11 protein-coding genes are annotated in these 12213 nt (G+C 66.4%); 9 read left to right on the plus strand and 2 right to left on the minus strand.

What is annotated here, in order from left to right:
• The first annotated feature begins 44 nt into the window (after nt 1–44).
• Both QX073_RS30790 and QX073_RS30795 read left to right on the plus strand, forming a co-directional pair.
• Complete coding sequence (locus QX073_RS30790; RefSeq protein WP_316226906.1) at nt 45–1592, plus strand: winged helix-turn-helix domain-containing protein; 1548 nt, start codon at nt 45–47, stop codon at nt 1590–1592.
• Between the two features lie 160 nt (nt 1593–1752).
• A complete protein-coding gene (locus QX073_RS30795; protein WP_284418181.1) occupies nt 1753–1923 on the plus strand; it encodes a Flp family type IVb pilin in 171 nt (56 codons plus the stop codon).
• A gap of 136 nt (nt 1924–2059) precedes the next feature.
• Here QX073_RS30795 and QX073_RS30800 read toward each other — a convergent pair whose 3' ends face one another.
• Nucleotides 2060–2464 (minus strand): four-helix bundle copper-binding protein, encoded by a 405-nt coding sequence (locus QX073_RS30800; RefSeq protein WP_315716211.1) that lies wholly within the window; start codon nt 2462–2464, stop codon nt 2060–2062.
• Nucleotides 2465–2815: 351 nt separating this feature from the next.
• Between QX073_RS30800 and QX073_RS30805 the strand changes: the two genes are divergently transcribed.
• The 6 genes from QX073_RS30805 (at nt 2816) to QX073_RS30830 (ending at nt 8806) form a co-directional block, all read left to right on the plus strand.
• The gene (locus QX073_RS30805) at nt 2816–4333 is read left to right on the plus strand and encodes an AMP-binding protein (RefSeq protein ID WP_316226879.1); all 1518 of its coding nucleotides are present in this window, start codon (nt 2816–2818) and stop codon (nt 4331–4333) included.
• A 69-nt stretch (nt 4334–4402) separates the two neighbouring features.
• On the plus strand, nt 4403–5848 hold the full coding sequence (locus QX073_RS30810; RefSeq protein ID WP_315716213.1) for an FAD-binding oxidoreductase: 1446 nt from the start codon (nt 4403–4405) through the stop codon (nt 5846–5848).
• Nucleotides 5845–6288 (plus strand): DUF4383 domain-containing protein, encoded by a 444-nt coding sequence (locus tag QX073_RS30815; RefSeq protein ID WP_315716214.1) that lies wholly within the window; start codon nt 5845–5847, stop codon nt 6286–6288. The genes QX073_RS30810 and QX073_RS30815 overlap by 4 nt, the downstream gene beginning before the upstream one ends.
• Entirely contained in the window at nt 6285–7388 is a 1104-nt protein-coding gene (locus QX073_RS30820) for a hypothetical protein (RefSeq protein WP_316226880.1), read from the plus strand. Before QX073_RS30815 ends, QX073_RS30820 begins: the two co-directional genes overlap by 4 nt.
• The gene (locus QX073_RS30825; protein WP_316166726.1) at nt 7372–7677 is read left to right on the plus strand and encodes a hypothetical protein; all 306 of its coding nucleotides are present in this window, start codon (nt 7372–7374) and stop codon (nt 7675–7677) included. Before QX073_RS30820 ends, QX073_RS30825 begins: the two co-directional genes overlap by 17 nt.
• A gap of 157 nt (nt 7678–7834) precedes the next feature.
• A complete protein-coding gene (locus tag QX073_RS30830; protein ID WP_315716217.1) occupies nt 7835–8806 on the plus strand; it encodes a S1C family serine protease in 972 nt (323 codons plus the stop codon).
• Between the two features lie 19 nt (nt 8807–8825).
• On the opposite strand, the gene QX073_RS30835 is transcribed toward QX073_RS30830, so the two are convergent.
• Nucleotides 8826–10757: a calcium-binding protein gene (locus QX073_RS30835; protein ID WP_316226881.1), complete on the minus strand. Its 1932-nt coding sequence runs from the start codon at nt 10755–10757 to the stop codon at nt 8826–8828.
• A 343-nt stretch (nt 10758–11100) separates the two neighbouring features.
• Here QX073_RS30835 and QX073_RS30840 point away from each other — a divergent pair, with 343 nt between their 5' ends.
• Nucleotides 11101–12168: a phospholipase gene (locus QX073_RS30840; RefSeq protein ID WP_315826598.1), complete on the plus strand. Its 1068-nt coding sequence runs from the start codon at nt 11101–11103 to the stop codon at nt 12166–12168.
• The last annotated feature ends 45 nt before the right edge of the window (nt 12169–12213 follow it).

The following is a 12213-nucleotide window of genomic DNA, read 5'->3' on the forward strand; positions in this document are numbered from 1 at the left end:
GATCGCGTGACGCGAAGGTGAAATCGGCGGCCAGGACGGTGCCTGTGGTATATTGCTTCGACGATTTCGTGCTCGATCCCGGCCGCCGCGAGCTGCGCCGCGGCGACGACCTGGTCGCGATGGAGCCGCAGGTGTTCGACCTGCTCGCGTTCCTGATCAGGACGCGCGAGCGCGTCGTCAGCCGCGACGACATCCTCGCCGAGGTGTGGGGCGGCCGCATCGTCTCCGAGGCGACGCTGGCGAGCCGCATCAGCGCGGCGCGGAGCGCGATCGGCGACAGCGGCGAGGCGCAGCGGCTGATCCGCACCATTCCGCGCAAGGGCGTCCGTTTCGTCGGGGCGGTCCGTGAGCAGGCCGACGCGGTGCAGACGCCGGCCGTATCAGCCGCACCCGCCTTCGACGGCCCCGCCATCGCCGTGCTGCCCTTCACCAACATGAGCGGCGATCCCGAGCAGGACTATTTCGCCGATGGGATGGCCGAGGACATCATCACCGCGCTGTCCCGCTGCAGCGGCCTCGCCGTGATCGCCCGCAACTCCTCCTTCATCTACAAGGGCAAGGCCGTCGATATCCGTGCGGTCGGACGCGAGCTCGGCGTCGGCTACGTTCTCGAAGGCAGCGTGCGCCGCGCTGGGTCCCGCCTGCGCATCAACGGGCAGCTGATCGATGCGGCGTCCGGTGCGCATCTGTGGGCGGAGCGCTTCGACGGCCAGCTGGACGATGTGTTCGCGCTGCAGGACCGCATCACCGGGAGCATCGTGGCGGCGATCGAGCCGACGCTCGAGCTGGCGGAAGGCGAGCGGCGCCGCGCCACGCCGCCGCTGCATCCGGACGCCTACGATCTGCTGCTGCGCGCCGCCAGCCTGCGCGACGCCTTCACGTCCGACAGCCTCGCGGCGGCGACCGCGTGTCTGGACCAGGCGCTGGCGGTCGATCCCGCCTGCGCGCCCGCGATGGCGGCTTGGGCCTATTGCCAGGCGCTGCGCCACTTCCAGGGCTGGAGCGCGCCGGACGAGACCTATCGCACGGCCGCCGTGGCGCGGGCGTGGCAGGCGTGCGAGCATGCGCCCGGTGACGCGCAGGTGCTGTGGATGGCGGCCTTCGCGATCTGGAACATGGCCGAGGACATCGCCCCAGCACGGGAGCTATTCCGCCGCTCGCTTGCCATCAACCCGAACTCGGCGATGGCGCTGACCTTGAGCGGCTGGATCGAGATCATGGCCGGACACACGGCTGCGGGACGCGCGATGATCGAACGGGCGCGGCGGCTGAACCCGCGCGATCCGCGGGGCTGGTTCGCAGCCGGAGCGCTGGCGATCTGTGCGGTGGCGGAGGACGATCTCGCTGGCGCCGTTCAATGGGCGGAGATCGCGCTGGCGCAGAACCGGCGTTTCGCCGTCGCGCTCCGCGTCCTGATCGTGGCCCTGGTCAGGACCGGAGAGATGTCGCGCGCCGGCGAGGTCGCGCGTCAGCTTCTGAGCCTCGAACCGCATCTCACCGTGTCCGAGTTCCTCGAACGGATCCCGTTTCCGGCCGGGACGCTCGCCACAACCTACGCGGAGGCACTGCGCGCAGCCGGTGTGCCGCCATGAACCCGTTCGCGTGCAGTGGACCGTATTGCAACTGAGATTTTCGACATAAACGGCAAAGTTGCGAAACTTGGCTAGACCTCGTTCATACTACCTTAGGTTCCATTCCGTAGTTTCGCGGGCATCGTTCGGCGGTCATGTCGCCGGGCGGCGGAGGGAATTGATGAAGAAATTGCTTCTCAAATTTTACGAGGATGAATCGGGCGCAACCGCGATCGAGTACGGCCTGATTGCGGCCGGCATCGCGCTTGCGATCATCACCATACTCAACAAGCTCGGACTCACCCTGGAAGGCATCTTCACGACCCTGACCACGAAGCTGAACGGCGGCTGATCGATCGATTGTCTGCGATGGCGTTCTCAGGACCGGAGCAATCCGGTCGCCATGGTCGGACTGGCCGGGCCTCGCGCCCGGCCTTTGTCTCTTGATGAGCTCCATTCTTCGATGGAGCGGCGCCGCAACCGACCTATCAGTGGGTCGTGCTGCGTCCAGCCTCCTCGCACGCGTTCATGCAGCGCCGGCAGGACTCGGCGCAGATCCGGCAATGGGCATGCATCTTCGCGTGCCTATCGCACTCCTCGGCACATAGCCGGCACGCCGCCGCGCAGGCCTCGAGCATGCGGCTGATCATCTCCTGGTCGGAGCCCGTGCGCCGCGTGGCAAGACGGCCGGTGACGTTGCAGACGTCCGCGCAATCGAGATTGAGCCGGATGCACTGCGTCAGCCTGGCGACGCTATTCTCTCCGAGACACGCATCGGCGCAGGAGGTGCAGATCTGAGCGCAGGAGTAGCACTCCTCGATGCAGCGGACGAGTGCGTCGTCAACTCGACCGCGGACGTGCGGGTGGGTTTCGATCATCTGTTGAGCGTGCATGGGAGCTCCTGTCCGTTGGCCCCCGCGAGCGACAATGAAGATCGGCTGCAAAGGTTCTTATCGCCGCGCCGTTCGGTGCCTGACCTGTTCCCGTGGCGCGACCTCGATCGTCTTACGATCCGCGTGACGGAATTATCAGTCCGCCTGGCGTCACGGCTCCCCAGCCTTTCAGTCCTGCCTCGGGCTCATCAGCGCCATTTCGCAGAACTGCCATCCGAAACCTGGCGGCGCGCGCGTATGGACGACCCGGTTCGGTTGAGGCACAACACCTCTCGTCACTGACGTCGGCGGCCGAAGCCGCGGACCAAGAATGGGCGCCCGTGCGAGGCAGCCGACGATGCGGAGGAATGGATGCTGATTCCGATGGCCGACGTGCCGCGCTGGTATGCGGAGCGCAAACCCGGGGACAGCGTCGCGCTCCGGCACGGCACCGATGTCCTGACCTGGGAGCAGCTCGAGCGCCGCGCCAATGCGCGTGCGCGCGCCTTCGCGGCCAAGGGCGTCAAGCCCGGCGACTTCGTCGCGATCGGCCTGCCCAACGGCAATGCGCTGTTCGAAACCAGCTTCGCGGTGTGGAAATGCGGCGCGACGCCGACGTCGCTGTCATGGCGGCTGCCGCGCGGCGAGGCCGCCGCGGTGCTCGAGATCCTCAAGCCGTCGCTGGTGGTCGGCGGCGAGGCCGACTGGAATGCGCCGAACGCGCTGCCGGCCGATTTCACGCCCGAGGGCTTTTCCGACGCGCCGCTCGCCGCACCGGTGTCGCGCTATTGGAAAGCAATGACCTCGGGCGGCTCGACCGGACGGCCGAAGGTGATCCTCGATCACCAGCCTGCGGTGACCGACACCGCCGCCGAGCCGCCGCTCGGCATTCCGAAGGGCGCATCGCTGCTCAATCCCGGCCCACTCTATCACAACGCGCCCTTCATCGTGTCGCATTACGCGCTGTTCGCCGGCGGCAGCCTGACCGGGATGGTGAAGTTCGACGCCGAAGAGACGCTGCGGCTGATCCAGGCGCAGCACATTCAGTGGGTCAACTTCGTGCCGACGATGATGCACCGGATCTGGGCGCTGCCGGAGGCGGTGCGCAACAGCTACGATCTGTCGAGCCTGAAGATGGTGTTCCACATGGCCGCGCCGATGCCGCCATGGCTCAAGGAAAGATGGATCGAGTGGCTCGGGCCCGAGCGCGTCTACGAGCTCTATGGCGGCACCGAGCGCCAGGGCCGCACCATCATCTCCGGCACTGAATGGCTGCAGCACAAGGGCTCGGTCGGCAAGATCGACGAGTCCTGCAAATTGCGCATCCTCGATCCCCAAGGCAATGACGTCGCGCCGGGCGAAAGTGGCGAGATCTACTTCCTGCCTGCGGATGGTCCCGGCAGCACCTATCACTATCTCGGCGCCGAGCCGAAGCGCCGCGCCGACGGCTGGGAGTCGCTCGGTGACATCGGCCGGCTCGATGCCGACGGCTATCTCTATCTCGGCGATCGCCTCGCCGACATGATCCTGCGCGGCGGCGCCAACATCTATCCGGCCGAGGTCGAGGCGGCGCTGATGGCGCATCCAGACATCCGCTCCTGCGTCGTGGTCGGCCTGCCCGATCCAGAGCTTGGCCAGCGCGTGCATGCGATCGTGGAGATCGACCGCTCCAGGAATGCGCAGGGAATCGTCGACGGCATGAGCGCGTTCCTTGCCGACCGGCTCAGCCGCTACAAGCACCCCGAAAGCTACGAGCTGGTCGACGTCATGCTGCGCGACGATTCCGGCAAGGTCCGCCGCACCTTGCTGCGCGACGAGCGCGCGGAGTGGGTGAAGGATGGCCGCGACTTCCGTCTCGTGCCCACGCGGGCGCGCCCGGCGGCAGACTGACGGCACGGAAATTTTTCGAACGTTTACGATGCTGGCGTAGACTCCGTGAAGGGAAGGAGAGTCCGCGCCATGATGTCGAGACGACGGTTTCTGCGCGCCGCGGGTACGGCCGCGGCGCTGCCCTTGGCGCGGATGCCGCGGGCGCGGGCCGAGCTGCGCACCATCCTCAACGACGCCAGCCGGCTCAACCCGACGCCGGTCGCCAGGCATGTGGTGATCAGCAAGCCCACGACCGACGACCTGATCGCGCGGCTGCGCGCCGAGCTCAAGGAGGCGGCCGCGGCGAAACGCCCGGTGACCGCGGCCGTGGCCCGGCATTCGATGGGCGGCCAGAGCCTGCCGCGCGACGGCACGGCGATCACGCTCGACGGCGGCGCGATCGAGCTCGACACGGCGGCGAAGACCTATCGCACCGCGGCCGGCAACCGCTGGTGGGACGTGATCGCCGCGCTCGATCCCAAAGGCTTCTCGCCGGCCGTGATGCAGTCCAACAGCGATTTCGGCGTCGGCAGCACGTTCTGCGTCAATGCCCATGGCTGGCCGGTGCCGTATGGCCCGTTCGGCTCCACGGTGAAATCGATCCGCATGCTGCTCGCCGACGGCACCTTGGTGCAGTGCTCGCGCAACGAGAATGCCGAGCTGTTCGGGCTCGCGATGGGTGGCTACGGCCTGTTCGGCATCGTCGTCGATCTCGAGGTCGGGATGGTGCCGAACCTGCTGCTCGAGCCGCGCTTCGAGCGCATGGCGCCGGAGAAATTCGCCGAGCAGTTCACACGCAACATCGACGGCGACGCCAATGTGAAGATGGCCTATGGCCGGATGTCGGTGTCCCGCAAGGCGTTCTTCGACGACGCCCTGCTCGTCACCTTCCGCCCCGCCCCCGATGCTCCGGCGACCCTGCCCGCGGCAGTCAGCTCCGGCAAGCTCACCGGCGTCGCCAACACGATCTATCGCGCCCAGACCGGATGGGAGGTCGCCAAGGGCCTGCGGTGGTTCATGGAGACCCGGCTCGGCCCCGCCATCTCCGACAGTCGCTACACCCGCAACTCGCTGATGGCCGAGCCGGTCGCCAATCTGGCGCAGAAGGACATGCACCGCACCGACATCCTGCACGAATATTTCGTCGCGCCGGAGCGGTTCGGCGAGTTCCTCACCGCCTGCCGCGAGATCATTCCCAAGGCGCGCGCCGAATTCCTCAACGTCACCCTGCGCTACGTCGCCGAGGACAAGACACCCGCGCTCACGATCGCACCGGTGCGCCGGATCGCGGCCGTCATGTCGTTCTCGCAGGCGACCTCGCCCGAAGGCGAGATCGACATGCTGCGGACGACGGAAGCGCTGATCGACCGCATCACGGCGATTGGCGGCGCGTTCTATCTGCCCTATCGTCTGCACGCGCGCCGCGACCAGGTCGAGAAGGCCTATCCGGCGGCCGCGCGTTTCGTCGCCGCCAAGCGGCAGTATGATCCGAACCTCCTGTTCCGCAACGCGATGTGGGACGCCTATTTCGCATGAATACATCAGCAGCAGATGGCTTCGCATTGGACCGCTATCGCATCGCCGCGCTGGCGCTCGCCATGGCGCTCCTGTTCGCCGCCGCGACCGACTACATCCCGACCTTTATCGATGCGCAGGGCCGCGTGTTCGGCCTGTTCCAGCTCGACATCTACAAGGATGCGCTGCATGTCGCCTCCGGCCTGTGGGCGCTGGCGGCGATGCTGACCCGCCGCAGCGCGGTGTTCTTCCTGCGCGTGTTCGGCTCGCTGTATTTCCTCGACGGCGTGATGGGCGTGTTCACCGGCTCGGGCTATCTCGACCTCTCGATCGTCATCGACGGCATCCGCGACACCTCGTGGCTGGTGAAGGTCCTCTCCAGCCTGCCGCATCTCGCACTCGGCGCGATCGGCATCGCGGTCGGCTGGTCGCCGTGGCGTAGACAGGCTGCCCTCGCATGAGCCTGCGTCGTAAAGCGCTGTATCTTCTCGGCGTCGTTTTGGCAGCCGCGGCGATCGGCGTTGCCACCACCGTGATCAGCGTCGAGACGGTCTGCGTGGCCGACGTCCCGACCCCGATGGTGACCTCCGACTTCGGCATCACCGATCCCGCATATGCGCGATCACAGGGTGACAGCTTCCTGACCTTTCCTGAATGGTACATCGTCCACGCCTATGCCGACCTCGCTGCGGTGACCGGGCAGGCCTCGGAGTCCGACTTCCACTATCTATCGAGCGTCTCCGGCTTCTGGCGCAGCCTGTGCCGGGCCACGCGCCAGGCCGCAGGCTCCGGTCCCGCTACCTCGGAGCAGAAGCTGACGAACTACATCATCGGCTTCAGCTTCACCGCCGAGATGGCGCTCCAGGGCGCTTACGAGAAGAGCATCGGGGCGATCAGCTGGGAGACCACGGACGGCGCCAAGACCGCGGAGGACGCCTTCAACCTTGCCCTGCTGAAGGACTACGCTGCGTTCCTGTATCAGACACCCTGGTATCGGTATCCCTTCGTCGCCAAGCTCGATCAGTTCTGGCGCGAGACGCCCTTCGTGCCATCGTTCCGCGCCGTGGAGCGGCGCGTCTCGCTCAGCCTGCAATATGCCGGGCGCGCCGCCTATGCGGCCGTCATCGGCTATGTGGCGGGCTACGATCCGGCCGTGCTGACCATCCAGAGCGTCGTCACCGGCCTGCCTGCCGCCGAGCTTGCAGTCATTCCGGGCGTGAAGGTGATCCGCGAGGTCACGGACTCCAAAGGCATGAAGGGCGTGCTGGTGGAGACCGAGCGCTACGCCAAGTTCGATTCCTTCGCCAAGGAGCTCGGCCGTCATGACGGCGCGGCGTTCGGCGAAATCGCAGGCAATCATCGTATCCTGGTCACGATCGTGGTCCCTCCGGGCGACGGACGGCTGGCAGCTTTCGATGGGCTGCCTATATTCAGTGTCCCGATCCAGTCGCGCCCCGGTGCCCGTCGCATCGGCGTCGACGTACCGGTCCGGTCTTTGGTTCAGGACATCGGCCGTTTCGAAGCCGCGGGATATACGTTCGAGCATGCCTACGACTATTGACCGGCATTCCCCGTCCCACGCCCTTCCCTTGAAGGGCGTGCTGGCCGTTGCCCTCGTCTGGTTTGCGGGCATGGCTGCCATGGCCCTGGTGATCAAGCCAGATGCGGTGGTCGTGTTCGGCCCGTCCGACCGTATGATCTCGGCGATCGTCGCCTCCGATGGAGCCTTGCTCGATGCCGGACGTTTCCACATCGCGGCCAAAACCGGAGCCACGACTGTCGGCAGCCTGTATGCTGCCGGAGCGTGGCTGGTCTGGCCCGTGATCGGCAGGGGCTGCGGCCGCGGGTAGTTGGGAAGCCAGTTCCTCCCGACGCCGATGCGGAGCCGGCGGAACTGGCGCAGCCGCCCAAAGATGTTAAGCTCGCGTTCACGCTGTGGCCGTCACGCGACACGAAGCAGAAGCTTGGTCGATGCACCCGGGGGTATCGACAGAGCAGGAGAACGAAATGCCTTCTTTGACCGAATGGAAAGTGCCATCCGCCTTCCAGCCTCGCGCCGAAGACTATCAATATGATCTCGATCAAGCGCTGTCCTCGATCGTGGGCCTGCATGCCATCATTCCGTCCGACGCCTTCAGCGCGGAAACGCTGGGGACCGAACGTGCCGGCAATGCCGTCGTCATCGACGACGGGCTGGTGCTGACCATCGGCTACCTGATCACCGAGGCCGAGTCCGTCTGGCTGCACCCCAATGACGGACGCGTGGTCGAGGGCCATGTGCTCGGGTTCGACTTCACGACCGGCTTCGGCCTGGTGCAGGCGCTCGGATCGCTCGACCTGCCGGCGCTACCGCTCGGCTCGTCGGCGGCAACCAAGGTCGGCGATCATGTCGTGCTCGGCGGCGCCGGCGGACGCACGCGATCGGTCGCGAGCCAGATCATCGCCAAGCAGGAATTCGCCGGCTATTGGGAATATCTGCTGGACGAGGCGATCTTCACCCACCCCGCCCATCCGAATTGGGGCGGCACCGGCCTGCTCTCGGCCAAGGGCGAACTGATCGGCATCGGGTCGCTGCAGCTGGAGCGCGAGCGCGACAGCAAGGACGAGCACGTCAACATGATCGTGCCGATCGACCTGTTGAAGCCGATCATCGATGATCTCAGGCGCTTCGGCCGTGTCAACAAGCCGGCACGCCCCTGGCTCGGCATGTACGCGACGGAGGTCGACGATCGCGTCGTCGTGATCGGCGTCTCCGACAACGGCCCGGCGGCCCGCGCCGAGCTCAAGGCGGGCGACGTGATCCTCGGCATCAACGGCGACAAGGTGACGAGCCAGAGCGAGTTCTATCGCAAGCTCTGGGCGCTCGGCGCAGCCGGCGTCGACGTGCCGCTGACGGTGCACCATGAGGGCGTCACCTTCGACGTCACCATCGCCTCGACCGACCGCGCCAAGCTGCTCAAGGCGCCGCGGCTGCACTGAGGCGGCCGCGGGCCTGCGTTCACGCGTTGACGTGCCAGGCCGCCGCGATCTGGTCGTGCAGTTGCGCATCCGTCGGCAACTGTGATGCCACCGTGGGATCGAAAGCCGGATGCGCCTGGGCGTAGGTCGCCATGGCCTGGACGAGTTGCGAAACCTGGGTATCGATCTCGAGACCGCCGGCCTTGATCTCCTGCAGCTGATAGGAGCCGCCAAGGAACCAGTCGGCGACGGTGACCTGCTGATGGGTACCGAGAATGTCGATCTCGAGATCGTTGCCCGATTTGACGAACCAGAAATTGTCGGCCGTGTAGGTCGTTCCGAAATCGAGCGTGCCGGTCGGCTTCGACAGCGACGCTACGCCGTTGATGATGACGTCGTTGCCGTCGCCTTGCGCATAGACGTAGGTGGCGCCGACGCCGCCGACCAGGATGTTGTCGCCGGCCCCGCCCTTGAGCACGTCGCTGCCGCCGCCGCCGATCAGCAGGTCGTCATTGGCGGTGCCGAACAGCGTGTCGTTGCCGCCGCCCGCGATCAGCAGCGCACCGTCGGACGCAGCAATGATCGCGCCCGGCACCGGATCGAGCGCGACCGTGGTCGCCGCATCGCTCAGCGTTGCGCTGAGCCAGTCGAGATTGTCGGTCTTGCCGCCCCACAGCACGCCGATCGCCAGGTCGATCAGGCCAGCGTCCTCACTGTCGAAACTCGCGACGGCATCGATCAGCGCGAGCTTGCCCAGGACGTCGACAGCCGATCCGGTGTCGGCGCGCGACCACAGGTCGGACGACAGGTCCGCGACCAGCAGGTTGTTGGCTGTGTCCTGATAAAGGATGCCGTGCTCATGGCCGATCACGCCCGGCGTCGCGGTCACCTCGTCGTGGTTCTGCGCCAGCAGCGCCGAATATTCCACCACGATCTCGGCCAGCGCCTTCTCGACCCCGCCGTTCTTCAGGTAGGTCGCCGCAGTGTCGGCGCTGACGCTGTTGCCGAGCACACCACCGCCGTTGAACAGGGCCTGCACGGCGCTGTTGCCGTAGCCGCTGGCGTCGGTCACTGTCGAATAGGCGATCATGTCCTTCATCTTGTCGGACGGCGCGCCTTCGCCACTCACACCGGCCGCGGGAATGCCGACGGCCGAAGCAATGGCGTCATCCTGCAGCGGCGCCAGCAGCACAGCCGCCGCCTTCTTCCAATCCTGGGCACCGTTGTCGCTCGCCCACTGCATCATCGTCAGCAGCGCGATCGAGTGCAGGCTGACCGGATCCAGACCGAGATCCGTGCCGGCGCCGAGCACGGTCTTCTGCTCTGACGAGATGCCGATCGCAGCATGGGCGATGGCGAGCGCGCCGGCGACCGGTCCGAGCTGCAGCAGCGCCAGCGGCGCTTCCAGCACCGGCGCCGCAGCCCGCACATATTGCAGGATCTCGCCCGACAGGGAGACCATGTGAATGTCGGAATAGCGGTCGACCGGGTGCGACGTCAGCGCGCCCCAGAAGCCGTGCAACTGGTCGTAGCGGACCTCAGCCGCGAATTCGAACGGCATCGCGTCATAGGCATAGGCCACCTTGTCGTTGAGCGCCGCGATGTAGCCGGCAAGTCCGCCGCCAAGCGAATGTCCGGTCAGCGAGACGTTCGATGTCGCCCATGTCTTGTAGTAGGACTCCGCATCCGGGAACTGCGTCGGCCAGCCGGCCAGACCGGCACCGCCAAGCCACGATGGCACGTCGGCGAGACTGTCGGTGCCGCGAAACGAAATGATCCGTGTCGATGGATCGCCCGCGAGCTGATAGGTCGCGGCCTCGAAATTGTCGGCGGTCGAGGTCACGCTCGCCGCCACCAGCTCATAGCTCCCGATACGGTTGAAATTGACCACGAGCGTCGGGTTGACGCCCCTGTTGTAGACGTCCATGGCGAGCACCGCGTTGATCAACGCGGCCGACGGCGATTTGGTCATGATGCGAATCCCCCCTCGGCAACCGATCGGCAGTTTTGACCCAGGGCGGTGATCCACGAGGAACCCTCCGCCGCGCCGCCGGCTCTCACCAAGTGCGACATCGCGCCCGAATTTTGTCAATCAACTATCGTCTGCGCGTGTATTCGCGCGCGACTCACCTGCCGCGCGCGACGGCAGCGTCCGGACCGTGTTGACTTGCAGGAGCCGCATCGCGAGATTGCGGCTTCGCGGAGCGAACACGCGTTCGGAAAATGGTCATTGCCCGGACGCTCGATTTTGCGTTGCATGACCGGCAAGCAGACGAGACGGCCAGCCCCGCGTATCGCGTATCAAGGAGACCTGCATGACGGATGCCGTGGTGGATGACATTCTCATCGTGTTGCCGCCACTGCTGCAGACGCTCGAAGCCCTGTCCCACGTTGCACGCTACCTGAACCCGCCGGATTTCGATCGCGTGATGGCTGACGTCGGCGATCCCGAGCAGGTGCTGCACACGGCGCGGATTCATCTCACGTCGTGGCCGGCGGACTTCGCCCATATCCGTATCGCCTTCGACACCGCAGCGGACGCAGCGCTGATGTCGTTTGCCGGCCTGCGCGCCGTTCAGCGCGGCGAGGGCGACCTGGTCGACGTGTTCAGGGCCCTCCGTCAATTGCCCCGCGCACTCGAGGCGCTGTTTCCACTGGCCGCGACGCTGCCGCCGCTGAGCGAATTCTTCCTCGATCCCGCCGTCGACGGTGACGACGGGCTGCGCCAGCTGCTGGCCGCGTCCTCTGCAGGCAAGGACACCGTGTTTCACGACCATAACGAGATCGGCAATCGCGGCGGCTTTTCGCTGTATGTGCCGGAATACTACACGGCGGACCGAGACTGGCCGCTGGTCATGGCGCTGCATGGCGGCAGCGGCAACGGCCGCGACTTTCTCTGGAGCTGGCTGCGCGCCGCGCGCAGCCTCGGCGCGATCCTGGTTGCCCCCACCGCGGCAGGACCGACCTGGGCGCTGATGGGCGACGACGCCGATACGCCGAACCTCCTGCGCATTCTCGACCTCGTCCGCAGTCGCGTCGCGATCGATCCCGCCCGCATGCTCCTGACCGGGATGAGCGACGGCGGCACGTTCTGCTACGTCAGCGGACTGGCCGCAGGCTCGCCGTTCACGCATCTTGCGCCGGTGGCCGCGACGTTCCATCCGCTGATGGCCGAGATCGCCGACCGGGACCGTCTGCGCGGCCTGCCGATCCAGATCGTGCACGGCCGGCTCGACTGGATGTTTCCGGTCGAGATCGCGCGGCATACGGCCGACGCCCTGGTCAAGGCCGGCGCCAACGTCGCCTATCGCGAGATCGACGATCTCAGCCACTGCTATCCGCGCGAGGCGAATGTCGAGCTGCTGCGCTGGCTGATGCGCTGAGCTTGATTCCCTTGCTACGACATGGCTGATCGGCAATGCCGCCGA

This window comes from Bradyrhizobium sp. SZCCHNS3052, assembly GCF_032484495.1.
In the GTDB taxonomy this organism is placed as follows: domain Bacteria; phylum Pseudomonadota; class Alphaproteobacteria; order Rhizobiales; family Xanthobacteraceae; genus Bradyrhizobium.